The organism is Paraburkholderia sp. BR10882 (genome assembly GCF_040948855.1).
Lineage (GTDB): Bacteria > Pseudomonadota > Gammaproteobacteria > Burkholderiales > Burkholderiaceae > Paraburkholderia > Paraburkholderia nodosa_A.
In genome coordinates, this window is sequence record NZ_JBFPKP010000001.1 from 1,015,546 (window position 1) to 1,039,966 (window position 24,421).

Annotated in this window: 19 protein-coding genes; 9 read left to right on the forward strand and 10 right to left on the reverse strand. The window is 66.8% G+C overall.

From position 1 onward, the window contains the following. Positions 1 to 76 precede the first annotated feature (76 nt). On the reverse strand, positions 77 to 916 hold the full coding sequence (gene serB, locus AB3X99_RS04755; RefSeq protein WP_368616230.1) for a phosphoserine phosphatase SerB: 840 nt from the start codon (positions 914 to 916) through the stop codon (positions 77 to 79). A gap of 470 nt (positions 917 to 1,386) precedes the next feature. On the opposite strand from serB, the gene ligD reads away from it, so the two are divergent. Then, positions 1,387 to 2,334: a non-homologous end-joining DNA ligase gene (gene ligD / locus AB3X99_RS04760; protein ID WP_368616231.1), complete on the forward strand. Its 948-nt coding sequence runs from the start codon at positions 1,387 to 1,389 to the stop codon at positions 2,332 to 2,334. 303 nt (positions 2,335 to 2,637) lie between these two features. Next, on the forward strand, positions 2,638 to 3,207 hold the full coding sequence (locus AB3X99_RS04765; RefSeq protein ID WP_069268114.1) for a DUF6013 family protein: 570 nt from the start codon (positions 2,638 to 2,640) through the stop codon (positions 3,205 to 3,207). Between the two features lie 69 nt (positions 3,208 to 3,276). On the opposite strand, the gene fetB is transcribed toward AB3X99_RS04765, so the two are convergent. Then, positions 3,277 to 4,089, reverse strand: a complete 813-nt coding sequence (gene fetB / locus AB3X99_RS04770) for an iron export ABC transporter permease subunit FetB (protein ID WP_069268113.1) — start codon at positions 4,087 to 4,089, stop codon at positions 3,277 to 3,279. Next, the gene (locus AB3X99_RS04775) at positions 4,086 to 4,832 is read right to left on the reverse strand and encodes an ATP-binding cassette domain-containing protein (RefSeq protein ID WP_368616265.1); all 747 of its coding nucleotides are present in this window, start codon (positions 4,830 to 4,832) and stop codon (positions 4,086 to 4,088) included. The genes fetB and AB3X99_RS04775 overlap by 4 nt, the downstream gene beginning before the upstream one ends. Positions 4,833 to 4,962: 130 nt before the next feature. Between AB3X99_RS04775 and AB3X99_RS04780 the strand changes: the two genes are divergently transcribed. Then, positions 4,963 to 7,491, forward strand: coding sequence for an AsmA family protein (locus tag AB3X99_RS04780; protein WP_368616232.1), 2,529 nt, complete (start codon positions 4,963 to 4,965; stop codon positions 7,489 to 7,491). Between the two features lie 82 nt (positions 7,492 to 7,573). Here the strand turns inward: AB3X99_RS04780 and AB3X99_RS04785 are convergent, their stop codons facing one another. Continuing rightward, positions 7,574 to 8,074, reverse strand: coding sequence for a hypothetical protein (locus tag AB3X99_RS04785; protein ID WP_028206958.1), 501 nt, complete (start codon positions 8,072 to 8,074; stop codon positions 7,574 to 7,576). Between the two features lie 515 nt (positions 8,075 to 8,589). Between AB3X99_RS04785 and AB3X99_RS04790 the strand changes: the two genes are divergently transcribed. From AB3X99_RS04790 to AB3X99_RS04800, 3 genes are all read left to right on the forward strand, one after another. Beyond that, positions 8,590 to 10,242: an ATP-binding protein gene (locus tag AB3X99_RS04790; protein WP_368616233.1), complete on the forward strand. Its 1,653-nt coding sequence runs from the start codon at positions 8,590 to 8,592 to the stop codon at positions 10,240 to 10,242. 75 nt (positions 10,243 to 10,317) lie between these two features. Beyond that, positions 10,318 to 10,818 carry a response regulator gene (locus tag AB3X99_RS04795; protein ID WP_342945710.1) on the forward strand — a complete coding sequence of 167 codons (501 nt, stop codon included), beginning with the start codon at positions 10,318 to 10,320 and terminating at the stop codon, positions 10,816 to 10,818. A gap of 110 nt (positions 10,819 to 10,928) precedes the next feature. Next, on the forward strand, positions 10,929 to 12,926 hold the full coding sequence (locus AB3X99_RS04800) for a response regulator (RefSeq protein ID WP_069268110.1): 1,998 nt from the start codon (positions 10,929 to 10,931) through the stop codon (positions 12,924 to 12,926). A 78-nt stretch (positions 12,927 to 13,004) separates the two neighbouring features. Here the strand turns inward: AB3X99_RS04800 and mscL are convergent, their stop codons facing one another. The 4 genes from mscL to mfd form a co-directional block, all read right to left on the reverse strand. After that, entirely contained in the window at positions 13,005 to 13,451 is a 447-nt protein-coding gene (mscL, locus tag AB3X99_RS04805) for a large conductance mechanosensitive channel protein MscL (RefSeq protein ID WP_069268109.1), read from the reverse strand. Between the two features lie 177 nt (positions 13,452 to 13,628). Next, complete coding sequence (locus tag AB3X99_RS04810) at positions 13,629 to 14,639, reverse strand: threonine/serine dehydratase (protein WP_069268108.1); 1,011 nt, start codon at positions 14,637 to 14,639, stop codon at positions 13,629 to 13,631. A 21-nt stretch (positions 14,640 to 14,660) separates the two neighbouring features. Then, positions 14,661 to 15,884: an acetylornithine deacetylase gene (gene argE / locus AB3X99_RS04815; RefSeq protein WP_368616234.1), complete on the reverse strand. Its 1,224-nt coding sequence runs from the start codon at positions 15,882 to 15,884 to the stop codon at positions 14,661 to 14,663. A gap of 184 nt (positions 15,885 to 16,068) precedes the next feature. Further along, positions 16,069 to 19,548 carry a transcription-repair coupling factor gene (gene mfd, locus AB3X99_RS04820; protein ID WP_342945713.1) on the reverse strand — a complete coding sequence of 1,160 codons (3,480 nt, stop codon included), beginning with the start codon at positions 19,546 to 19,548 and terminating at the stop codon, positions 16,069 to 16,071. A gap of 237 nt (positions 19,549 to 19,785) precedes the next feature. Here mfd and ispD point away from each other — a divergent pair, with 237 nt between their 5' ends. From ispD to AB3X99_RS04835, 3 genes are all read left to right on the forward strand, one after another. Further along, positions 19,786 to 20,505, forward strand: a complete 720-nt coding sequence (gene ispD / locus AB3X99_RS04825) for a 2-C-methyl-D-erythritol 4-phosphate cytidylyltransferase (protein WP_368616235.1) — start codon at positions 19,786 to 19,788, stop codon at positions 20,503 to 20,505. 34 nt (positions 20,506 to 20,539) lie between these two features. Then, on the forward strand, positions 20,540 to 21,019 hold the full coding sequence (ispF, locus tag AB3X99_RS04830) for a 2-C-methyl-D-erythritol 2,4-cyclodiphosphate synthase (RefSeq protein ID WP_069268105.1): 480 nt from the start codon (positions 20,540 to 20,542) through the stop codon (positions 21,017 to 21,019). A 192-nt stretch (positions 21,020 to 21,211) separates the two neighbouring features. Next, positions 21,212 to 22,336, forward strand: a complete 1,125-nt coding sequence (locus AB3X99_RS04835; RefSeq protein WP_368616236.1) for an acyltransferase family protein — start codon at positions 21,212 to 21,214, stop codon at positions 22,334 to 22,336. An 18-nt stretch (positions 22,337 to 22,354) separates the two neighbouring features. Here AB3X99_RS04835 and AB3X99_RS04840 read toward each other — a convergent pair whose 3' ends face one another. Next, positions 22,355 to 22,903, reverse strand: a complete 549-nt coding sequence (locus tag AB3X99_RS04840; protein ID WP_069268103.1) for a peroxiredoxin — start codon at positions 22,901 to 22,903, stop codon at positions 22,355 to 22,357. A gap of 151 nt (positions 22,904 to 23,054) precedes the next feature. Next, positions 23,055 to 24,404, reverse strand: a complete 1,350-nt coding sequence (locus tag AB3X99_RS04845) for an ATP-binding protein (protein WP_069268102.1) — start codon at positions 24,402 to 24,404, stop codon at positions 23,055 to 23,057. Positions 24,405 to 24,421 lie beyond the last annotated feature (17 nt).

Here is a 24,421-nt window from a genome sequence, read left to right on the forward strand (position 1 = left end):
ATAAAGCCACAACGGCCACTTGCGTCCACACGGACACGAGCGGCCGTTCGCGTATCTGCCTGCCGCGAAACCCGAATCAGAACAGACGCAGCAAGCCGTCGAGCCCGACGAAGTTGAACGCGACGCTCGCCGCCTCGCGTACCACCGGCTTCGCGCGGAACGCGACCGACAAACCGGCCACGCCCATCATCTTGAGGTCGTTCGAGCCGTCACCCATCGCGATTGCGCGGCGCGGGTCGATGCCGATTTCGGCGCAGGCTTCGACGAGCGTACGCGCCTTCACGTCGGCGTTGACGATCTCGCCCGTCACGCGGCCCGTGAGCTTGCCGTCGACGATCTCTAGCGTATTCGCGCGCGTGTAGTCGAGCCCGAGACGCGCTTTCAGGCGCTCGGTGAAGAACGTGAAGCCGCCGGAAACCAGTAGCGTCTTCAGCCCCGCGGCCTTCGCGCCCGCGAGCATCGGCTCGGCGCCCGGCGAGAGCTGCAGGCGTTCCTCGTACACGCGCTCCAGCGCGCTCGCGTCGAGCCCCTCGAGCAGCGCCACGCGGCGCGTGAGGCTTTCGTTGAAGTCCTTGATCTCGCCGCGCATCGACGCTTCGGTGATCGCCGCGACCTCGGCCTTCAGACCGCAGAAGTCGGCGATTTCGTCGATGCATTCGATCGTAATGAGCGTCGAGTCCATGTCCATTGCCAGCAGGCCGAAATCGGCGAGCGTGCGGCCGGCGTCGACGAACGCATAGTCGAGCTGATGCGTGCCGCAGTAGACCTCGAGGTCGGCGCGCTGGGCCGGCTCGGCGTTCTCGATGCGCAGCGCGTGGGCGTCGATCGGCGCGAGGCGGCTGCCGCGGGCGAGGCCGAGGAGCGGCTTGTGATGGACGGTGTCGAGCGGGGCGGGACTCTGGATGACGAGGTTCATGGCAGGACGGGCAAAGCCGACGCGCGGCGTCGTCGGATCGATCGGATGAATAAGGGCGCAGTCGCGCGTGTGCGTGCAAGACCTCGCAGTGCTCCCTGCAGTGCGCGGTAAAGCCCGTCATTGTAACGTCCCGCCGACCGCTGCGGTCGCCTGCGCCGCCCGTCGCGTTGGCGCGCCTGGCGGATGCTTGCCTGTTTTTGGCGTGCGTTTGCGAACACCTTACAGCGACGAAAGCGCCCATTCGAGGCACAATGAAAGTTCATGCGGCGATCCGACGGGGGCGGCCGCCGCGTGCCGCCAACCGAACGTGTCGCGACTCGCGTCGCGCGATGCGTCATGTGCGCCAAGGCGCCAGGGGAACCGGTATGCAGGACGCTCGCAAGGCCCCAACCACGACATCTGCCCGAACGCCGCGCGGCGAGCGGGCCCCGACATCGGACGCCGCCGCACCGGCCACGCCTGGCGCGTCCGTGCACCGCTTGCCTCGTAGCGCACGGCGCCGGCGCGACGACTCGGCCGACAGCGAAATCGACGGCATACGCATCACGAGCGCAAGGCGCGTCATCGATGCGGACAGCGGCACGCACAAGCTCGAACTCGTCCGCTACTACGAGCGCGCCGCGCGCTGGATCCTGCCGCATCTGCGCGATCGCCCCGTGTCGCTCGTGCGTGCACCACGCGGCTTGAGCGGCGAGATGTTCTTTCAGCGCCATCGCGCTCGCGCCCCGCTGCCCGAACTCAGCGAACACGAAGGGCTCGACCCGGGCCATCCGCCGCTGCTCACGATCGATACGGCGCGAGCGCTGATCAGCGCCGCGCAGATGGATGTCATCGAGCTGCACACGTGGAACGCCTGCGTCCACGACATCGAACGGCCGGATCGGGTCGTGTTCGACCTCGACCCCGATCCGGCAGTGGGCTGGGACCGCATGATCGAGGCGGCGCAGTCCACGCGCGCCTTGCTTGCGGAGCTGAGCCTGGAATCGTTTTGCAAGACGAGCGGCGGCAAGGGGCTGCATATCGTCGTGCCGCTCACGCCGGAGGCGGGCTGGGACGACGCGAAGGCGTTCGCCCGTGCGGTTGCGCAGCATCTGGCCTCTGTCTGGCCCACGCAGATCACGGCCACCATGGGCCCCGAACACCGCAAGAAGAAGATTTTCGTCGACTATCTGCGCAATGCGCGCGGGGCGAGCACGGCGCTCGCGTATGGCGTGCGGGCGCGGCCGGGCCTGGGCGTGTCCGTGCCGATCGGCTGGGACGAACTTGAGGCGACGACGGGCGGCGCGCAATGGACGCTTGCGACGATCGACGCGCGCCTCGCGCAGATCGGGCAAGCCGACCCTTGGGCCGCCTATGGGCGCGTGCGCCAGACGTTGACGGCGGAACTGACGCTGGGTCTCGAAACCGCCGGCAAGTAGCGGCACCAGGTGAGGGTTGGCGCGTGCCGTGTATGCATGGCGAGTCGGCGATGCAGACGACGCCCGGCGCCAGCCGCGCGTCGTCGCACGGCAAGCAAATCGCTCGCGATGACAAGCAGGATAAAACCTGGTCCGCTCGATGCATGTGCTCGGCGCAAGGCGGCGCGCAGCGCGCTAGACTGCTAACAGACCATCCGCCGCACGGGAGCGGAGCGTCGTACCTGGCGTTTCGCGGCTCGCCGCGTTCGTTGCGTACGCCGCTTTTCGCTCGCGGGCGCGGCCGTTCCCGCCAGGAGGTGACGCATGCCTTGCCGCAGCTCCCGCCATACTCGCCGCCGCCACGCGGCGCTCGTCCAGTTTGTCCTCGCCGCTTCCTGCGCGATCGCGCTGCCGGCACTCGCGGCCACGCCGATCACGGTCACCTCGAAGGCCGCAACCGACGGGCCGATCCGCTATACGGTTCGGGTCGCGTCGAAGGCGTTCGGCGACGCCCAGGAGACCCGCACGCTGCGTTCGGGCGATACCGACGACTTCACCTGGCGGACCACGCCGCCGGGCGGCGCGGTCGCGACGCCGCAAGGCTGCCCGGACTACGCTTCGTTGCCGCTCGACGCGAACGGCGCGATGGTCCGGCAGACCCAGTTGCGTCTTGCGCCAATCGTCGCGAGCAATGGCACGGCCACCGTGCAGGTGAGCTTCCGCGCCCAGGCGCCGCACGGCACGCAGTCGGTGTCGAGCAACGGCGCTTCGATCACGTGCCCCGCCGTGGTCGCGCATAGCGAAGTCGCCCACCTTACGATGCCGACCAATGGCACCGCGAAGACGCTCAAGCTCGGCGACGGCACGCAGATCACCATCTCGGCGCAGCGCTAGGGCGCGCCTTGAGCGCGGGATGGCCGGCGAGGCGCACAACGCGCGCCGGCCGCGCACGGCGCCCCGGCGTTAAGCGCGTGCCTTGCGCTCGATGAGCCGCGCAGCGAGAAAGCGATGCTGGGGCGAGAAGAGGCGCCGGTACGCGAGCAGCACCGCGCCCACCGTGCCGAGCGCCGACGAAGCCGCGATCAGGAACATGATCACGATCTGATAGCGCACGGCCTGTAGCGGCGATTGCCCCGCGAGCACCTGGCCCGTCATCATGCCGGGCAGGCTCACCACGCCGACCACGGCCATCTGGTTGAGCGTTGGAATCATGCCGGCGCGCACGGCCTCGCGGGCGCTCGCCTGCGCGGCTTCCCAGCGTGTCGCGCCGAGTGCGAGCGCGCTCTCCACACGATCGCGCCGCGCGGTCAGCTCCTGCATCATGCGCTCCACGCCGAGCGACACCCCTGTCAGCGTGTTGCCGAGAATCATGCCGAGGATCGGAATCGCATATTGCGGCTCGTACCACGGCCGGATGCGGATCACCACGAACAGCCCGACCGCCGCGACGAGCCACGCGCTCACCCAGATCGACACGATGCTGTCCGCACGTTGCCCGCCATAGGTGCGCGCGCCGCGCTGCGCCCCTGCGAAGCCCGCGATCAGCGTCATGAGTGCCATGAGCGGCAGCACGACGTACCAGCGGTTGAACGCGAACACCCAGCCGAGCACGTAGCCGATCGCAAGCAGCTGCACGACGGTGCGCACGGCGGCCCACGCCAGCTTGCGTTCGAGATCGAGCTTGAGCAGCACGGAGACCGCGCCGTTGACGAACACGAGCAGCGCCGCAATGGCGACGTCGCCGATGCCGAGGTTCTGCAGCACGCCCGGGCTCATTGTGCGGCTCCCTGTGTGAATGCCGCGCGCGTGGCGGGTTCTTCGAGCACACCTGCGCGCATCGCCAGATGCCGCGCGCCTACGCGCTGTGCCTGGGCGGGATCGTGCGAGACCCAGACCGTGGCGCGCGCCGTGCGCGCTTCGTCGAACCAGCCCGCGACGAGTGCTTCGACGGCGCGCGCCGATTCGGGGTCGAGAGACGCGGTCGGCTCGTCGAGCAGCAGCGCTTCGGGGTCGAGCTGGAGCACGCGCACGAGCGCCACGATCTGCGCTTCGCCGCCCGAAAGCTCGGAGGTGTCGCGCGCGAGGAAGTCGCTGGAACGGCCGGTGGCGGCGAAGAGCGCGCCGACGCGTGCCGGGTCGAATCGCGCGTCGCGGTATACCGCTAGCGTATAGGGGTAGCGCAGATTGTCCTCGACGCTGCCGTCCAGCAGCGCGGGCCGCTGCCGCAGGTACGCAATATGCCGCCGATAGTGGACAATGCGCCCGCGCGTGACCGGTTCGCCATGCCAGCGCACGTCGCCGCCGTCGAGCGGGTCGAGCAGCGCGAGCGCGCGCAGGAACACACTCTTGCCGGAGCCGGACGGTCCCGTCAGCACGGCGCGCTCGCCCGCCCGCAGGGCGAAATCGGTGGGCTGCAGCAGCCACTGGCCGCGTTGCGCATCGCGCCGGGCGACCCGGTGCGCCTCGACGAGCGGCGCGCCATCAGTTTGGGGCGGGGGAAGCGGGTTGTGCTTGAGCATCGAAAGATTGCAAACAGGGTCGGCGTACAGATCGTGCGAGGCAGACATGCCGATGTAACCGGGCACGCTGACTGCTCTTGCGGTATTGCAACATAGCAGGCCATACAACAACGCATAACGTGGAGTACGCATGACGTCATCGCAGCCCAAGCCTTTCCGCCTTGGCCGCACGCTCGCCAGGATCATCGCATGGCTCGCCGCGGTTGTCGTCGTGTTGATTGTCGTGCTCGTCGTTTTCATCCTGACATTCGACTGGAACCACGCCAAACCCTACGTGAACGAGAAGGTCACCGAGGCCATTGGGCGGCCGTTCGCAATCGAAGGCGACCTCAAGGTAGGCTGGCAGCGGCCGCCCGGCGAAACGGGCTGGCGCGCGTGGGTGCCCTGGCCGCGTTTTTCCGCCACGCAGATCCAGATTGCCAATCCCGAGTGGACCAGGTCCCCGCAGTTCGCCACGATCGACGAGATCGACTTCGAGGTGGCCGTGCTGCCGCTGCTCGCGCACGACATCGTGATTCCGGCGATCAATCTCGTGAATCCGTCGATCGACGTCGAGCGCCTCGTCGACGGGCGCAACAACTGGACCTTCAAGCTGCCCGCCTCGAGCGGGCCGTCGACGTGGCGGCTCGACCTGCACGACATCACGTTCGCGAGCGGCAATATCGCCGTGAGCGACCAGCAGACGAAAACCGACGTGAAGATCGGGGTGAGCCTGCTCGGCCACGGCATCCCGATCGGCAAGGTGATGGAGGAGCAGGCAGCGGCGTCGCGCCGGGGCTCCGAGCAGGTCATCGGACGTGCGGGCGCGAACCGGCTGACCCAGCAGGTCAACAAGGAGCAGGCTTCGGAGGCGGCGGCCGCCAGCGCCGCCAGCGCGGCCAGCGAGGCGAGCGGAGCGGCGGCTTCGGGCGTGCCGGCGGCCGCGAGTGTTGCCGGCGCAACCACGGGTACGTCGAGCGCAACAAGCGCGCCCGCAGCCGGCTCCCAGTCGCTCGCCGCGAGCGGCGCCAGCGGCGCTGTGGTGGGCTCGGGCGCGGCGCCCGCGCAGCCGCCCGTGAAACAGCCGTTTTACGCGATCGGCTGGACGATCAAGGGCACGTATGGCAAGACGGCGCTTTCGGGCGATGGCAAACTCGGCGGCGTGCTCGCCCTGCAGGACGCGAAGCGACCGTTCCCGATCCAGGCCGACGTGCGCGTGGGCGACATGCACATCGCGCTGGTCGGCACGGTCACCGACCCGATGCATCTGGCCGCCGTCGATCTGCGCCTGTGGCTGCAGGGGCAAAGCCTTGCGCATCTCTACAACCTCACCGGCGTGACGTTGCCCGAAACGCCGCCGTATGCCACCGAAGGCCGCTTCGTCGGCAATTTCAAGCGCGGTGCGAGCGTGTTCCGCTATGAGAACTTCACGGGCCGCGTCGGCGGCAGCGATCTGAACGGCACGGTGGTCTACGAACAACGCACGCCACGGCCGTTTTTGTCCGGTCAGCTGGTGTCGAACCTGCTGCAGTTCTCGGATCTCGCGCCGATCATCGGCGCCGACAGCAAAGCGAGCAAGGAAAAGCGCGGCGACACCGTGACCCAACCGGCCGATCGCGTGATTCCGGTCGAGCCGTTCCGCACCGACCGCTGGAACGCCATCGACGCCGACGTCAAGTTCACGGGCCGGCGCATCATCAAGCAGGGCAGCCTGCCGGTTCAGGATCTCTACACGCACGTCATGATGACGAACGGCGTGCTCGTGCTCGACCCGCTGCAGTTCGGCGTGGCAGGCGGCACGTTCGGCACGCGGCTGAACCTGGACGGCGGCGGCGCGCCGCTCAAGGCGCGCGGCACGCTGGAGGTGCGCCACCTGAAGCTCAAGCAGCTTTTCCCGAACTTCAAGACGATGCAGTCGGCGCTCGGCGAGATCAACGGCGACGCCTCGCTCACGGCGACCGGCAACTCGCCGGCGGCGCTCGCTGCGACCTCGAACGGCGAGGTGAAGCTGCTCGTCACGCAGGGCACGATCAGTATGCTGCTCATGGAGGCGGCGGGCCTGAACGTGGCGAACGTGGTCTACGAAAAGCTGTTCGGCTCGCGCGACGTGAAAATCAACTGCGCCGCGGCCGATTTCGTCGCCACCAACGGCGTGCTCGATCCGCGCGTGTTCGCGCTCGACACCGACGACGCCGTGATCGATATCGACGGCCCGATCGATCTGCGCGACGAGTCGATGAACATGAAGGTCCATCCGCATACCAAGGGCTTTCGCGTTTTCACGCTGCGCTCGCCGCTCTACGTGAAGGGCACCTTCAAGAACCCGCACGTGGGCGTGGATGCGACGGCGCTTGCGCTGCGCGGCGGGGCGATGATCGGGCTCGGGCTGATCAACCCGTTCGCTGCACTGATTCCGCTCATCGCACCGAGCAACAACAAGCCGCTGCCGTGCGACACGCTGTTCGCGCAGATGCATCAGCATCCCGTGGCGCCGCCGCCGGGCCAGAAAATGCACGCGCTGCCGAAGCCCGACCTCGGCAGCGCCGGCACGGGCGCGAGCGCCGCTGCTGATAAGGGTGAAAAGGGCGCGAAAGCGGGGCCGGCCACGCGCAACGCGCCGTCGCCCGCCTCGGCGGGTAAGCCGACGCAAGGGCAGGAGCCGCTCTACAAGGGAAGCTGACTCAGGAGGCTTAGGCGGAAAACCACTGCGCCGGGTCAATCGACCGGCGCAGTGGCATGGTGAACTTCGTTGGAAGCGCGCCCTAGCGCAACGAGCGCGGTGCAGTGTCGCCGGCGGCGTCCTGGCGGCGCGTCACGCGCCGTGTGGTCATGGTCGGACGCGCTGCGCCGAACTCGGGCAGGACCCGGCCGCGCGCGCGGCTCGCGAACACGAGAAAGCCGAAGCCGTCCGCCTCGTACCAGTAACCGCCGTTTTCGAGGCCTTCGATCGGCTGCTCGAGCGCGTGAGCGATCGATTCGATGCAGCGCTTGCGCAACTCGCTCGTGCCCGGATAGGGCGGCTGCGCACCGCGCACGCTGCACAGGAGCACGTCGAGCCCCGGCAGGATATGCGCATAGAGCACGGGCTCGTCCTGCGCGCGCGCACGCGCGATCTTGGTATCGAGTTGGCCGAACGGTTTGAAATGACTCAGCACGGCGAGAAATGACTCATCGCCGTCTGCCTTGACGCGTTTGCGCTTTTTCGGGAAGGACATAAAAATTCGCCTGAAAAAGGTGGATTGCAGTACACGCAGCGTTCCCATGCGACCACTCCCGGACTGGTGCGCCGCACGTCGATCCTTTATAGCACACGGATTTGCAGTGTTCATGAGGATAGAGATGGGGACGGTCCGCTTTGACGGCGCGCGGACCGCCTGAAGCGATCCGGCCTGCGCGGCGCGGTTTGCTGCCCCTGTTTCAAAACCCTCATCGCGTTCGCAAACGCCATGCCGGATCGCACGTCGCGCTCATGTAGATATCCCGGCGCTCTCTCGCTTGTCTCCGTCTCAATAATAGACCTGTGTGTGCGCTCGGTGTGGCGAATTGCCGCAAAAAAGCGGGTTTTCCACGACGGGAGGTGTGGGGTGTCACATACATTGTCATCCTGAAAAATCGCGCAGATAATGTTGCGGTTCTGGTGCCCGCGGTTGCCCCAGGGCGCCCTCAGCCAACTGGCATCGCGAGGGCGCACTCGGCGCGAGTACTTGCAAAACGCATTGCAAAAAGCATGGCGAAAAGCACGGCGCGCCGCCCGGACCCGCCACCGAACCGGACCGACATGAAACTCTTCGCCAAGGGGCTCTTGCTGATCGCGATTCCGAGCATCGTCGAACTGGCGCTGCTCGGCGTCGTGTTCGACACACAGGGAAAGGCCGCGCTCGCGGCCAAACGCGCCGAGAACACGCAGCAAATCCTTTGGCAAGCCAACAGTCTCGTCGACCCGTTGCTGCGCGAAGCCGCGCGCGTGCGCACCGGCATCGTGCTCGAAGACCCTTCCTTCATCGATCGTCACGCCGTCTGGACCGAGTTCTCCGATCGCATCACGCTGCTCGCGCGCATGGTCGCCGACAATCCGCCCCAGCTCGCGCGCGTCGAGCGCATGCGCGACGCCGCCTATGCATGGCGCAAGGAAGCGGGTGATATCGCCGATGCGCTGCGCACGGGGCATAGCGCGCCGTTTGCGCGCGCGGCGGCCAACGGCATGCCGCCCGAGATCGAGACGGTGCGCGAGGTGCTGGGCGAGTTCATCGCCGAGGAGACGCGGCTCGACGAGGCCCGCGCCGCAATGCTGCGCGAGACGCGCGAGCGCCAGCAGGACGCGCTGATTTTCGCCGTGGTGGGCTCGATGCTGATCTGGGCGTTCACGGCTATGGCGTTTGCGCGCAACGTGGGTGCGCGCCTCGCCGCGCTCGGCGCGAACGCCGAGCGTCTGGGCGATGGGGCGCCGCTCGCGCCGCCGCTCTCCGGCGACGATGAAATCGCGGCGCTCGATGCGGTGCTGCATCAGACCAGCGCGCGTCTGCGCGTGGCCGAGCGCGAACAGACCGCGCTGAAGGCGCAGCTGCAGGCGCGCGCCGCGGATCTCGCGAGCGCCAACGAGCATTTGCGCCAGGAGAGTCAGGACAACGAGATGTTCATCTACAGCGTGTCGCACGATTTGCGCTCGCCGCTCGTGAACCTGCAGGGTTTTTCGAAGGAGCTGCAGGTATCGTGCGACGACTTGCGCACGCAGGTCGAGGCGGCGGGGCTGCCCGAACACGAATATCGCGCGATGGCCGAAGTGCTCGACGGCGATGTCGACGAATCGCTGAAATACCTGCGTCAGGCGGTGGCGCGCGCGGCGGCCATCATCGACGCGCTGCTGCGCATCTCGCGCGCCGGACGCCTCGAATACCGCTGGCAGCGCGTCAACGTCGCGCGGCTCGTCGAGCGCGTGCTCGGTGGCCTCGCCGAGGAACGCACGAAGGCCGCGCGTATCGAAGTGGGCGAGTTGCCGCCCGCGTGGGGCGATCCCGCCGCGCTCGAGCAGATCTTCGGCAACCTCATCGAGAACGCGCTGCAGCATCTCGATACCGCGCGCCCGGGCCGGGTCGAGATAGGCGCGCTGGAGGCCGGCGCGCAATCCGCCGGCGAACCCGGCAAAAGCGCGGGAAAGGACCCCGGAAAATCAGCGGGCGGAGCGCCTGGCGAACGTACGCGGACTTATTTTGTGCGCGACAATGGCGTCGGTATCGCGCAGGCGTATCTGCCGAAGCTGTTCCGCGCCTTTCAGCGGCTGCACGGCGGAGAATCGCCCGGGCAGGGCACCGGCCTCGCGCTCGCCAGGCGGATTGCGGAGCGGCATGGCGGGCGCGTCTGGGTCGAATCGACTGAGGGCGCGGGCTCGACGTTCTTCGTCGCGCTGCCGGACCAGCCGTTGCGTACCACATAGCGGGTATTCTGGCCCGCTGCGCGGCAAGCTTTCAACAAGCCTTAAAAAATTCATGCAGGTCGTAGGAGAGTCGAGATGACGAACGGGGAACAGGTCAGCATCGTGCTGATCGAAGACGACGACGGGCACGCCACGCTGGTCGAGCGTAACCTGCGGCGTTCGGGGATCTCGAACGGTTTTCTGCGCTTTCGCGACGGCCAGGAGGCGCTCGATTATTTTTTCGGCACCCCGGGCGATCACCCGGCTGCGCACGCGAACTGGCCGTCGCGCGACACACTCGGCAATTTTGTCGTGCTGCTCGACCTGCGTATGCCACGTGTGGACGGCTTCGAAGTGCTGCGGCGCCTGAAAGCGGAGTCCGCCACGGCGTCGGTGCCGGTGATCGTGCTCACGACCACCGACGACCCGCGCGAAATCGAACGCTGCTATGAGCTCGGTTGCAACGTGTACATCACGAAACCGGTCGAATATGACGCGTTCATCGAGGCCGTTCGCCGGCTCGGCTTCTTTCTCCAGGTCGTCAAGCTGCCGCCGGGACATCGCTTCGTTCAGCCCCGGCCGGGCGGCGCCCGATAACGCACTACGCATGCATCAAGCATGGATTCATCACGCATTGGCAATCGAATGGAACAACCGCGGCAAGAACGGCGGCAAACCGGACCCGTGCCCGAAGGGACGCTTCGCGCATGACTGAGGAACCCACGATGCTGGACGGCGCGCGCGTGCTCGTCGTCGACGACGACGAAGGCATCCTGCGCCTCGCACGCAAATCGCTGCTGCGCGCCGGGGCGCGCGTGGACACCTGCACAGGTGTCGGGGAGGCGCGCGCGCTGCTCGCCGTGCAAACGCCCGACGTGCTGGTGCTCGACTATCAGCTCGACGGCGCGGAAACGGGCCTTGACTTCTTCCGCCGTCTGCGTGCCGACGACGTGCGCGTGCCGGCCATTCTCGTGACCGGTTTCACCGACGAGTCCCGCGTGATCGCCGCGTTGCGCGCGGGCGTCTCGGACGTGGTGCCGAAATCGGGTGACTACCTCGACTATCTGCCTGAAGCCGTCGCGCGCGTGCTATCGCAGGTCGCGCTGCAGCGCGCCTCCGACGAAGCGCTGCTCCTGCGCGACCGCGAAGAGCACTATCGCACGCTCTCCGAAGCCTTGCCGCACCTCGTGCTCACCTGCGGCGCGGACGGCAATTGCGACTTCGTCTCGAAGCAGTGGCTCGACTACACGGGTCTCGACGCGGGCCAGTCACACGGTCTCGCTTGGCTCGACGCCGTGCATGCCGACGACCGCGAAGAGATTCGCCACACCTGGCTCAGGGCCGTGAGCAGCGGCGCCGCCGATTATCGCCACGAATTGCGGATTCGCCGCCACGATGGCGCTTATCGATGGTTCGATGTCCGAATCGTTCCGATGCGCGACCCGCGCGGCGGCGTGAACAAATGGTTCGGCAGTTGCACCGACATCGACGCACAGCGTGAAGCGACCCAGGAGCGCGAGCGCCTGCTCGCCTCGGAGCAGGCCGCGCGGCAGACCGCCGAAGAAGCCAACCGCGCGAAAGACCGCTTCCTCGCCATGCTTTCGCACGAGCTGCGCACGCCGCTCACGCCGGTGCTCGCGGGCACGCGTCTGCTGGAGCAGATCCCGGGCCTGCCCGATGCGGCGCGCGCGGGCGTGCTGATGATCCGCCGCAATATCGAGCTCGAGGCGCGTCTGATCGACGACCTGCTCGATCTCACGCGCGTGGCCAACGGCAAGCTGAGCCTTGCGCTCGAGACCGTCGATGTCCACGAGGTGATCGAGGCCGTGCTCGAGCTCTTCCATAGCGAAATCCAGATCAAACAGCAGGACGTCCACGTCGATCTGCGCGCGCAGCAGCATTACGTGCGCGGCGACCGTGCGCGCCTGCAGCAGATGCTCTGGAACCTCGTGCGCAACGCCGCGAAGTTCACGCCAGACGGGGGTCACATCTACGTGCGCACGCGCGACGAGCGCATGCAGGTCGAGATCGAGGTCGAGGACACGGGCATCGGCATTGCGCCCGAGCAGATCGGCAAGCTCTTTCATGCCTTCGAGCAGGGCAGCCACAATCTCACGCGCCAGTTCGGCGGACTCGGTCTAGGCCTTGCCGTGACGCGGGCGCTGACCGAGGCGCACGGCGGTAACGTGAGCGCGAAGAGCCCCGGCGCGCATTGTGGCGCGACCTTCACGATCGTGCTGCCGACTGCGGCGCGAGGCGAAGGGGCGGCCGCGACCGCCGAGCTGCGCGGGCGGCACCCGGTGGGCGCGATGAACATCCTGTTGATCGAAGATCACGAGGACACCGCCGAGGTCATGTCGCAACTGATGCGCGCGGGCGGCCACGAGGTGGCGGTGGCGGGCAGCGTGGCCGGCGCGCTCGCGCTCACGGCCAGCATGGCCTTTGACCTCGTGGTGAGCGATATCGGCCTGCCGGATGGCTCGGGCATCGACTTCATCCGGGCGTTTCGTGCGCAATCAACGGCGCCCGCCGTTGCGCTCACCGGCTTCGGCACCGACGACGACGTGCGACGCAGCGTGGAAGCGGGCTTTACCGCGCACCTCACGAAGCCCGTCAACTTCGAGCAGCTCGAACGGCTCATTGAAGAGGCCGCAGCGGCGCGCAGCGCGGCGGCCGAGTCCGATTCCGCCGCGCCTCGTCCCTGACGCTGTCTCGATCCGGGCACAAAAAAGCCCGCGCGACCTTGCGGCGGCGCGGGCTTTTGTCTGGGCGCTCGTGCGGGCTTAGCGCGGATTGTTCTGCAACGAATCGCGGATCTCGCGCAGCAGCAGCACGTCTTCCGGCGTGGGCGGCGGCTCGGCGGGCGCGGCGGCTTGCGGCTGGCGCAGTTTGTTGATGAATTTCACCATCAGAAAGATGATGAACGCGAGAATGACGAAGTTGATCACCGCGGTAATGAACGAGCCATAGCCGAACACGGCCACGCCCGCGGTCTGCAGATCCTTGTACGACTCGGGGTTGCCTTTGTAGCTGGCCGGAATATGGCCGAGCCGAACGAACATGTTCGAGAAGTCGAGGCCGCCCGTGATCACGCCGATGACCGGCATGATGAGGTCTTTCACGATCGAGTTGACAATGCTCGAGAACGCACCGCCGATGATCACACCGACGGCGAGATCCATCACGTTGCCTTTGACGGCGAATTCCTTGAACTCCTGGACGATGCTCATGAGCGGGCTCTCCCTGAATGGTGCAGCACGGGGCTGGGGTCAATACGGCGTATTGGCGCAATCATAGCGAACGCATCCGTATCGCGGTAGCAATTTGACATTCCCTGACCTTTTGACGGGGACCGGCGACGGAGTCCCGGCGAACGCATGCGGCGTGCCCACCGCGCGTGCGCTGAGTTAGCGCGCAAGCGAGATCTGCTGGTGAAAGGTCGCTGGATCGGTGTTGGTGCCACACAGCAGCACGCCGACGCGTTTGCCTTGCAGCGTGTCGCGCAGCGGCCCGAGCAAGCCCGCCGTGGCGGTGGCGCAAGCAGGCTCGACGGCGAGTTTGAGTTGCTCGAAGAGCACGCGCATCGCGCTGCGCAAGGCGTCGTCGGAGACCGTAACGACGCGCTCGAGATGACGGCGGCACAGCGTATAGCTGTATTGCTCCGCATGCGGCGCCATGAGCGAGTCGGCGATCGAGTGCATGTGGGTCAGGCGCACCGTATGGTTCGCGGCGAAGCTGCGCGCCATCACGTCCGCGCCCTCGGGCTCGACGCCATACACGTGCACGCGGGGATTCGCGAGCCGCAGCGCGGTGGCGACGCCCGCTGCGAGCCCGCCGCCGCCGATCGGCACGACGACCGCGTCGAGATCGGGCGCCTGGGTGGCCCATTCGTAGCCGAGCGTGGCCGTGCCGAGCACCGTGCGATAGCCGTTGAAGGGATGCACGAAATAGCGTCCCTCGTCGGTCTCGATACGGCGCACGATCTCGAACGCCTCGCTGCTGTTGCCCGCCACGACGATTTCTGCGCCAAAGCGCTTGCACTGCGCGACGCGTGCCGCGCTCGCGGAGCGAAAGAGCACGACCTTCGCGCTGATGCCAAGGCGCATCGCCGCGTACGCCACTGCAATTGCGTGATTGCCGCCCGAAACGCACGTGACGCCCGCGCTGCGTTGCGCGGCGTCGAGGGCGAGCAGATGCGTGAATGCGCCGCGCACCTTGAAGGTGCCGCTCGACTGCAGCAGCTCGAACTTGAAGTTCACGAGTGTCGCTTCGAGCGTGGACAGATCGTGGCGGTCGAATACCGGCGTGCGCAGCACCCACGGCGCGAGCGCGAAATGCTGCGAGGCGATCTCGTCGAGCGTGGGGATCGCCTCACCGTCGATCGTGTGACTGGTGGGCAGCGGCGCGGCGGTGGACATGATGGTGCGCGTCCGACGTGGTTACTGTGCCAGGGCTTCGACGGACATGCCGTGCACGAGCTTGCGCAGGAAACCTTCGCAGGCCGCGAGCTGTTCGAGCGAGACGTATTCGTTCGGCTTGTGCGCCTGCTGGATGTCGCCGGGGCCGCACACCACGCTCGGAATGCCCGCGCGTGCGAACAGGCCCGCCTCGGTGCCATAGGCCACCTTGCGTCGCGCCTGATCGGCAGTGAGCGCGCGCACGAGCTGCGTGATCGCGGCTTGCTCGGTGGCGTCGAGGCCGGGGGCGGCGGCGATCTTCGTGAACTCGATTGCGCCCACCGCGTGCTCGCGCTGCATCTTCGGCACCAGCGTTTCGCGTGCGTACTGCTCGATGCGCGCGAAGATCGTGTCGGGGTCGAGCGTCGGCAGATTGCGGAACTCGAACGCGAAGCGGCATTCGGCGGGCACCGTGTTGATCGCGTTGCCGCCTTCGATCGTGCTCGTCTGCGCGGTCGTGAACGGCACGTCGTAAAGCTCGTCGAACGGACCGTTCGCGCGGAACTCGTCGGCCATGTCGCGGATGTAGCAGATGAGGCGCGCCGCGTACTCGATCGCGTTCAGGCCGCGCGGCGTGAGCGACGAATGAGCGGCCTGCCCGCGCACGCAGCACTGGTACGCGTTGATGCCCTTGTGCGCGACGATGGGGCGCATGCTCGTGGGCTCGCCCACGATGCAGCCTTCAGGCTTCACGCCGCGCTTCACGAGTTCTTCGATCATGAGCGGCGCGCCTACGCAGCCTACTTCCTCGTCGAACGAGAGCGCGAGGTGCAAGGGCTTGGCAAGCTTCGTCTGCTGGATCTCAGGCAGGAGCGTGAGCGCCGCGCCGATGAAACCCTTCATGTCGCAGGTGCCGCGGCCATAGAGCAGCCCGTCGCGAATCTCGGGCTTGAATGGGTCGCTGTCCCATTTCTGGCCGTCCACGGGCACCACGTCGGTGTGCCCGGAGAGCACGATGCCGCCGTTCGTTTCGCCGTTGTGCGCGGGGATCGTGGCGAACAGGTTGGCCCATTTGCCGTCGCGGCCATAGGTGAGCGTCGATTCGATGCCGCGCGCGCGCAGATCGTCGCGCACGGTCTCGATCAGGCCGAGATTCGGATGGCGGCTGACCGTATCCATCGAAACCAGACGGGTGACCCAGGCAAGCGAGGCGGGAAGGGAGGCGGAAGGCGTGGACGACTGCGCTGTTTCAGCGGCGAGGGACATGTTGGACTCCAGCTTGCTTGTATTCTTCATCTTACCCAAAAAGAATACGGCAAGCCAAAGCCGCGAGCCGTATGGCGTCCCACGCAGCGGGCAACTGCGCTGCGCATGGCGCGCTGCAGCATGACGTGAAAACGCCCGCGCAGAGGGCAATCCGCGCGGGCGTCCGAAGATGATGAAAAGGCGTTCAGCGCGATGCGCCAGCGCGATTGGGCGCACCGAGCGCGCGCAACGTTTCCTTCACGGTCGCCACGCGTACCGCGAGATCGGGGCTGCGCGTTTCGATGCGCAGCTTGTCCTGCCCCGCGAGCTTGATGTGCTTGTGCTTCTGCACCATCTCGATGATGCGCATGGCGTCCACGGGCGGATTCGGCACGAACTGCAGGCCGATGACCGCTTCGCCCGCATCGATCTTCGTGATGCCGAGGGGCTTGGCCGCCAGACGCAGACGGTGCGTTTCGATCAGCGCATGCGCTTGCGCGGGCATCTTGCCGAACCGGTCGATCAGCTCTTCCTGAATGCCGTCGATCGAATCGTCGTGCTCGCAGTTCGCGAGCCGCTTGTAGAGCGACAGGCGCTCCTGCACGTCGCCGCAATAGTCGGCGGGCAGGATGGCGGGCGCGTGCAGGTTGATCTCGGTGGTCGCCGCGAGCGGCGCGTTGAGATCGGGCTCGCGGCCGTCTTTCAGCGCCTTCACGGCGTCGTTGAGCATGTCCGTATACAGCTGGAAGCCGATCTCCTGGATCTCGCCCGACTGCTTGTCGCCGAGCACCTCGCCCGTGCCGCGAATCTCGAGGTCGTGCATCGCCAGATAGAAGCCCGAACCGAGTTCCTCCATCTGCTGTATGGCTTCGAGCCGGCGTTGCGCCTGCTTCGTGAGCCCTTGCGGATCGTGCACGAGCAAATACGCGTACGCCTGGTGGTGCGAACGCCCGACACGGCCGCGCAGCTGGTGCAGCTGCGCGAGGCCGAACTTGTCGGAACGGTGGATGAGGATCGTGTTCGCCGTCGGCACGTCGATGCCGGTCTCGATGATCGTCGTGCAGAGCAGCACGTTCGCGCGTTGCGCCACGAAATCGCGCATCACGGCTTCGAGTTCGCGCTCGTGCATCTGGCCGTGCGCCACGGCGATGCGCGCTTCCGGCACGAGCGCTTCGAGCATCGCACGGCGGTTCTCGATGGTCTCGACCTCGTTGTGAAGGAAGTACACCTGACCGCCGCGCTTGAGTTCGCGCAGCATGGCCTCGCGAATCACGCTGTCTTCCTCGCGGCGCACGAACGTCTTGATGGCGAGGCGCTTTTGCGGCGCGGTCGCGATCACGGAGAAGTCGCGCAGGCCTTCGAGCGCCATGCCGAGCGTACGCGGAATCGGCGTGGCGGTGAGCGTGAGCACGTCGACTTCCGCGCGCAGCGCCTTGAGCGCCTCCTTCTGACGCACGCCGAAACGGTGTTCCTCGTCGATGATCACGAGCCCGAGGCGCTTGAACTGTACATCGGACGAAAGCAGCTTGTGCGTGCCGATCACGATATCGACGCTGCCGTCGTTGATCTGCTGGATCGAGCCGCTCACTTCCTTGGCGGACTTGAAGCGCGACAGCTCGGCGATGCGCACGGGCCAGTCGGCGAAGCGATCCGTGAAGGTCTGCGTGTGCTGCTCGGCGAGCAGCGTGGTGGGCGAGAGAATTGCCACCTGCTTGCCGCCCATCACGGCGATGAACGCCGCGCGCAATGCCACTTCCGTTTTGCCGAAGCCCACGTCGCCGCAGACGAGGCGGTCCATCGGCTTGCCGCTCGTCATGTCGCCGATGACCGCGGCGATCGCGGCGGCCTGGTCCGGCGTTTCCTCGAAACCGAAACTCTCCGCGAACTTGACATAGTCTCGCGGCTCGAGCGCGAACGCGTGGCCCTCGCGCGCGGCGCGGCGCGCGTAGAGGTTCAAAAGCTCGGCCGCCGTGTCGCGGATCTGCTGCGCGGCCTTGCGGCGCGCCTTTTCCCACTGGCCCGAACCGAGCGCATGCAGCGGCGCGCTATCGGGATCGGCGCCGCTGTAGCGCGAAATCACATGCAGTTGCGATACCGGCACGTAGAGCTTGCTGCCGTTCGCGTATTCGAGGTGCAGGAACTCGGTGTCGCCTTCGCCGAGGTCCATCGTCACCAGACCGTGATAACGGCCGATGCCATGCTGCGCATGGACCACCGGATCGCCCACTTTCAGCTCGGAAAGGTCGCGCACCATCGAATCGACGTTGCTCGCCTGTTCCTGGCGACGGCGCCCGGCGCGGCGCGCGAGCGGGCCGTAAAGCTCGGTCTCGGTGATGACCGCGAGTTCCTCGCCCGGCAGCGAGAAGCCCGTGGAGAGGGGCGCGACGCCCATCGTGAAACGCTCGTCGCCGGTGAGCCAGTCCTCGAAGCTGTCCGCGCCCGCGGGGCGCAGATGGTTGTCGGCGAGCAACTGCGCGATGGTTTCGCGCCGGCCCGCCGATTCCACCGCGAACAGCACGCGGTTCTTCGTCGTTTCGAGGTACGTGCGCAGCGACGCGAGCGGGTCGTCGGCGTGGCGGTCGATCGCCAGGTTCGGCAGCGCCGTGGCCCAGCCGCCCGCGCTCGTGGCGGGCAGCACGAGACGTGCGAACGGCTTCGCGAACGTGAAAAAGTCCTCGTCGGTCAGGAAGAGTCGCTGCGGCTCCAGGATCGGCCGCTCGCGGTCATGCGAGAGGAAGTTGTGGCGCTGCTTCGTGTCGTTCGTGAAGCGGCGGATCGAGGCGTCGAGGTCGCCCGAGAACACCAGCTGCGCGTTTTCCGGCAGGTAGTGGAAGAGCGTGGCCGTTTCTTCGAAAAAGAGCGGCAGGTAGTATTCGATGCCCGCTGACGGCACGCCGTTGCCCATGTCCTTGTAGATCGTCGCGCGGCTCGGGTCGCCCTCGAACACCTCGCGCCAGCGGCTGCGAAACGCCGTGCGCGCGGCTTCGTCGAACGGGAACTCGCGACCCGGCAGCAGGCGCACGTCCTTGACGGGATAGAGGCTGCGCTGGCTGTCCGGATCGAACGCGCGGATGGAGTCGACCTGGTCGTCGAAGAGGTCGATGCGGTAGGGCAGCGGCGAGCCCATCGGAAAGAGGTCGATGAGCGAGCCGCGCACGCAATATTCGCCCGGGCGCACCACCTGGCTCACGTGCTCGTAGCCCGCGAGCGTGAGCTGCGACTTGAGCTTCGCTTCGTCGAGGCGTTCGCCCTGCGAGAACGAGAACGTATACGCCGCGAGGAACGAGGCGGGCGGCATGCGGTAGAGCGCCGTGGTGGCCGGCACGATGAGAATGTCGCAGCGGCCTTCGCCGAGATCGTGCAGCGTCGCGAGGCGTTCGGAAACGAGGTCCTGGTGCGGAGAAAACGTGTCGTACGGCAGCGTTTCCCAGTCGGGCAACAGGCGCACGCGCGCCTCGGGCGCGAAGAACGGAATCTCCTGGGCGAGGCGCTGCGCGTCCACGGCGCTCGCGCAGATCACGGCCAGCAGCGGCGCACGGGCGGCGCTGGCGCGCGCGGCCTCGCGGTAGCGGGCGATCAGGAGCGCGTCGGACGAGCCGTGCGTGCCATCGAACGCGTAGCGCTGGCCCGGCTTGACGACGGCAACGGGGGACGGGGATTGCGAGGAAGCGGCGATATCGGACATGGGCAACAGGGTGGCCGACGTTTGTGTCGGCGCTTGTGTCGGTATGGTGGCCAGTTCAGTTCGGGCACGGTGCAACACCGGGATATGGGGGCCGGTTTGCGGTCTTCAAGTGAATTCGGCGCGCTTTTCCTTACGTTGCGCGGGCATTCCAGGGCCGTTTTGCTGGCGTCCGGCGTGCGGGTAACGGACCTATTATAAAATCCGTCCTTTAATTTGACTCATGCGGCTCGCGACACCGTGACTTCACGCCTCTTTGCCCTGATTCCGTGCGCCGGTACCGGCAGCCGGTCGGGCTCGGCCATGCCGAAACAATATCGAATCGTTGCCGGACGCGACCTCCTGCACTATACGCTTGCCGCTTTTGACGCCTGCAACGAATTCTCGCAGACGCTCGTGGTGATTTCTCCCGACGATAACCACTTCGACGCCCGGCGCTTCGGCGGCCTGCGCTTTGCCGTGCGCCGCTGCGGCGGCGCCTCGCGCCAGGCTACGGTCTATAACGGCCTCGCCGCGCTCGCCGAATTCGGCGCAACCGACGACGACTGGGTGCTCGTGCACGACGCCGCGCGTCCCGGCATCACGCCGGCGCTGATCCGCACGCTCGTCGAGTCGCTCAAGGACGACCCCGTGGGCGGCATCATGGCGCTGCCGGTGGCCGACACGCTCAAGCGCGTCGCGCCGAAGGACCCCGCGGCGCCCGGCGCGCATATCGCGCGCACCGAATCGCGCGACGGCCTCTGGCAGGCCCAGACCCCGCAGATGTTCCGCATCGGCATGCTGCGCACGGCCATCGAGCGCGCGCAGCAGGACGGCCACGATCTCACTGACGAAGCGAGCGCGATCGAGTGGCTCGGCCACGCGCCGCGACTCGTGCAGGGCAGCCTGCGCAACTTCAAGGTGACGTACCCCGAAGATTTCGCGCTCGCCGAAGCGATCCTCAGCCGGCCCGCGGAGTAAGCGCGCCGCAATCCCTTTACCCGGAACCCCAAACATGGACATCAGAATCGGACAAGGCTACGACGTGCACGCGCTGGTGCCGGGCCGCCCGCTCGTGCTCGGCGGCGTGACGATCCCCTACGATCGCGGCCTGCTCGGCCACTCGGACGCCGACGTGCTGCTGCACGCCATCACCGATGCGCTGTTCGGCGCCGCCGCGCTCGGCGACATCGGCCGCCATTTCCCCGACACCGACAAGCAGTTCTACGGCGCGAACAGCCGCGTGCTGCTGCGCGAATGTCTGCGCCGCGTGCAGGAGGCGGGCTTCACGCTCATGAACGTCGATACCACGGTGATCGCGCAGGCGCCCAAGCTCGCGCCGCACATCGAATCGATGCGCAAGACGATCGCCGAAGACCTGAACCTGCCGGTCGAGCGCGTCAACGTGAAAGCGAAGACGAATGAAAAGCTCGGCTATCTCGGCCGCAGCGAAGGGATCGAAGCGCAGGCGGCGGTACTGCTGCTGCGCGCATGAGCGGTTATTCAACCGTCATTTGGAAGGGTTGAACGGCGCGAGCAGGACCCGTGCCTGCTCCGCACCTGACGGCGATGATTGCAGCTGCAATCATCGCCGTTGCTTTTCTTGCCGATTAATTTCCGTTTTTTTCGTCCCATACTGAACCGGTATCCGGAAGTGGGGAGGACGATGGCGGGAGTTGAAAGACGCGTGAAAGGCCTCGATGGCCTGCGGGCGCTGGCAGTGGTGCTCGTGTTCCTCTCGCACAAGGCCCACGTCGACGCGGTCGATGCGGGGAAGATCGGCGTCTGGCTGTTCTTTCTGATCAGCGGCTATCTGATCATCGGTGAGTTGCATCGCAATCGGGTCCGCATCGAGCAGCACAGCGCGCGCACGGCCGCGTTGCTGTACGTCTTTTTCATGAAGCGCACGCTGCGCATTTTTCCCGTGTATTACCTGCTGCTCGTGGCGCTCACCATCGCGCATGCGAGCTTCTATCAGCGCGATGTCGATCTCGGGCTCGCCTGGCATTTCGTATTCCTCTCCAATTACTGGATCGGCGTAGTGCACGACGGTTGGCCCGGCACCGTGTCGCATTTCTGGAGCCTCGCGGTCGAGCAGCAGTTCTATCTCGTCGCGCCGTTTGCGCTGCTGTTCGTGCGCGCGTCGCGCCATCTCGCGCTCTGCGCGGTGGTCATCGCGGCGGCGGCGTGCGCGCATCTCGCGCTCTACGAAGCAGGGGCGATCGCGCCGCTCATCTACGCATTCTCGCCGTGGAATTTCGCCATGCTTGCGCTCGGTGGCGCACTGGCGATCGGCGGCGCGCGCGTGCCATTACGCCCGGGGGTGTTGAGCGCGTTGTGGTTCGTCGGGGCGTGTGCGGCGGTTGCCGGCTTCGCGCTGGCGCGCGCCGATTGTGCTGACTGCGCCGAAGGCGTGACGAGCGTGACGATGCTGCCGGGCTGCTTCGACATCGGGCTCGCGCTCTCGCTCGGCGCGCTGTTCCTGTGGCTCGTGCGCCGACAGGACAGCGTACTGGTCGCAGCGCTGGAACTGCGGCCGCTCGCATATCTCGGCACGATCAGCTACGGCTTCTATCTGTTTCACAACCTCGTGCCGGCGCGCCTTGGCATGGCGCCGGGGCTCTATGCGAGGCTCCATGTGCCCGATATTGCACAGCCGGCCCTCGCGCTCGTGTTGCAGTTCGCGCTGGCCGTGTTGCTCGCCCATCTGTCGTGGCAGGTGCTGGAAAAGCGCGTGCTCGAGTGGAAGCGGCCGCTCGAAGCGGCCATACGCAACCGCCTGCCCACCCGCACCGCCGCGAGCCAGACGTGATGCGCCACGGCGCGAGACCTAGAGCGTTCCGCCGCCGACTTCGCGCCCGTCCGGACACAGCTCGCCGGTCTGCAACCCATCGAGCACGCGCAGCACTTCTTCGGCGCTGCGCCCGACGTTCAGGTTGTTCACCGTGACATGCTGGATCGTGTTGTCGGGATCGACGATGAACGTCGCGCGCAGCGCCACGCCCGCTTCCTTGTCGCGTATGCCGAGCTGATCGATGAGTTCGCCCTTCACGTCGCCGAACGAATAGTGATTGAGGCGATCGAGCGTCTTGTCCTCGCGTCGCCAGGCGAGCTTCACATATTCGTTATCGCAGCTGCCGCCCATCACGACCGTTTCGCGGTCATCGAATTCCTTGATGAGCCGTGCGAACGCGACGATCTCGGTGGGGCAAACGAGCGTGAAATCCTTGGGGTAGAAGTAGATGACCTTCCACTTGTTGGCGAAGGTCTGCTCGGTGATCTCGGTGAACGCCGACTCGCCGTTTTCTTCGGGATGGTTGAAGCCGGGCTTCGCGGCCGTGACGGTAAAGGCTTCGAGTTTGTCGCCGACGGTTTTCATGGCGGAGGTCCTCAGACGAGAGACGGGCCGGGCGGCCCGCTTTGACGCCACGCGCTGCGTGGCGTGCCCAGGAAAACGATTGTCGCAGGTGCGGGCGGCGCGTGGTGCGGCGGTGCGCCGCCGCCGGGTCTCGATCAGGAGGGGACGAGCCTCAGGCGCCCTTGGCGAGCGGGAACTCGATCGTCACTTCGAGGCCCGGGCCCGGCAGCCGGTTGCGCAGGCGCAGCGCGCCGCGATAGCGGCCCACGAGGCGCTGCACGATGGCCATGCCGAGTCCCGTGCCGTTGGCCTGCGTGCGGGCCGTATCGACGCGGTAAAACGGCCGCGTGACGAGCGGGAGCTGATCCTCGGGAATGCCCGGGCCTTCGTCGACCACCGAGAGCTCGACGCGCGAATGCGAGACGCGCGTTTCGAGCATGATGTGCGGAATGCCGTCGGTTTCGCTCGCGCCGTACTTGCGCGCGTTCTCGATCAGGTTGCCCACGACGCGGCGCATGTCGGTGTCGTCGGCTTCGATCATGGCCGAGGGCGCGAGTCGCGTGATGAGACGCACGCCGTCTTCGCTTGCCATGCGCGCGGCCATCTCGCCGGCAATGACCGAGAGGTCGACGCGCTCGGGCATGCGCTGGGTGGGCCGAGCGTAATCGAGGAAGCGGCCGATGATCATGTCCATCTGCTCGATGTCGTCGATCATCGCGTCCTTGGTGGCCTGGTCGGACGGACTCATCTCCGTCTCGAGGCGCAGGCGCGCGAGCGGCGTGCGCAAATCGTGCGAGATGCCCGCGAGCATCAGCGCGCGGTCGGCCTCCAGCTGCTCGAGGTCGCGCACCATCTGGTTGAACGAGCGATTCGTTTCGGCTGCGACACCCATGCCGCTCTCAGGCAAGGGCGCAGGCGGCTGCCCCGAGCCCAGCATGCGCGCCGACATGGCGAGCCGCGCGAATGGCCGGTTCACGAGACTCGTGATGAAGGCCGCCCCGAAAAGCGATAGCGCAAGCGCCGAGACGCCCCATCCGACCCACTGCAAACCGGTGACGTTGTCGAGCTGGTCGCGGTCGAGCGCGACCCAGTAGTCGTCTTCGTCGATCTTGAAGCTGATCCACACGCCCGGAATGTCGTTCACGGACTGCGCGATCACGGTGTCGTCGCCAAGACGGCCGCGGATGTCGTGCTCGATCAGGCGATTGAGCGACTCATCGGGCTGGAGCTTGTATTTGTCGGTGGTTTCGCGCGGGTACACGCGCACGCCCTCGTTACTCTCGAGATCCTGCAGCAGTGCGCGGCGCAGATCGGGATCGGAGTAGAGGAGTGCGGTGCGCGTGAGCTTCACGATCGCGACGAGCTGGAGCGCCACGCGCTGCGCGCGCGGCTCCCGTTCGATCACGCGAAAGCTCTGGAACCACGCGGCGAGACTGACCGCGATGAGAAGGGCGATCAGCAGGAAGGTGCGCCAGAACAGATCGCCGAACGCGAGCGTGAGCAAACGCCGGTCAATCCGCATGGGCCCTTCCCGTTTCA

Excerpts from the sequence above, each read along its gene's own strand:
- serB (WP_368616230.1), bottom strand. The coding sequence starts at position 916 with ATGAACCTCGTCATCCAGAGTCCCGCCCCGCTCGACACCGTCCATCAC.
- AB3X99_RS04765 (WP_069268114.1), top strand. The coding sequence starts at position 2,638 with ATGCCTTGCCGCAGCTCCCGCCATACTCGCCGCCGCCACGCGGCGCTC.
- fetB (WP_069268113.1), bottom strand. The coding sequence starts at position 4,089 with ATGAGCCCGGGCGTGCTGCAGAACCTCGGCATCGGCGACGTCGCCATT.
- AB3X99_RS04775 (WP_368616265.1), bottom strand. The coding sequence starts at position 4,832 with ATGCTCAAGCACAACCCGCTTCCCCCGCCCCAAACTGATGGCGCGCCG.
- AB3X99_RS04780 (WP_368616232.1), top strand. The coding sequence starts at position 4,963 with ATGACGTCATCGCAGCCCAAGCCTTTCCGCCTTGGCCGCACGCTCGCC.
- AB3X99_RS04785 (WP_028206958.1), bottom strand. The coding sequence starts at position 8,074 with ATGGGAACGCTGCGTGTACTGCAATCCACCTTTTTCAGGCGAATTTTT.
- AB3X99_RS04790 (WP_368616233.1), top strand. The coding sequence starts at position 8,590 with ATGAAACTCTTCGCCAAGGGGCTCTTGCTGATCGCGATTCCGAGCATC.
- AB3X99_RS04795 (WP_342945710.1), top strand. The coding sequence starts at position 10,318 with ATGACGAACGGGGAACAGGTCAGCATCGTGCTGATCGAAGACGACGAC.
- AB3X99_RS04800 (WP_069268110.1), top strand. The coding sequence starts at position 10,929 with ATGACTGAGGAACCCACGATGCTGGACGGCGCGCGCGTGCTCGTCGTC.
- mscL (WP_069268109.1), bottom strand. The coding sequence starts at position 13,451 with ATGAGCATCGTCCAGGAGTTCAAGGAATTCGCCGTCAAAGGCAACGTG.
- AB3X99_RS04810 (WP_069268108.1), bottom strand. The coding sequence starts at position 14,639 with ATGTCCACCGCCGCGCCGCTGCCCACCAGTCACACGATCGACGGTGAG.
- argE (WP_368616234.1), bottom strand. The coding sequence starts at position 15,884 with ATGTCCCTCGCCGCTGAAACAGCGCAGTCGTCCACGCCTTCCGCCTCC.
- mfd (WP_342945713.1), bottom strand. The coding sequence starts at position 19,548 with ATGTCCGATATCGCCGCTTCCTCGCAATCCCCGTCCCCCGTTGCCGTC.
- ispF (WP_069268105.1), top strand. The coding sequence starts at position 20,540 with ATGGACATCAGAATCGGACAAGGCTACGACGTGCACGCGCTGGTGCCG.
- AB3X99_RS04840 (WP_069268103.1), bottom strand. The coding sequence starts at position 22,903 with ATGAAAACCGTCGGCGACAAACTCGAAGCCTTTACCGTCACGGCCGCG.
- AB3X99_RS04845 (WP_069268102.1), bottom strand. The coding sequence starts at position 24,404 with ATGCGGATTGACCGGCGTTTGCTCACGCTCGCGTTCGGCGATCTGTTC.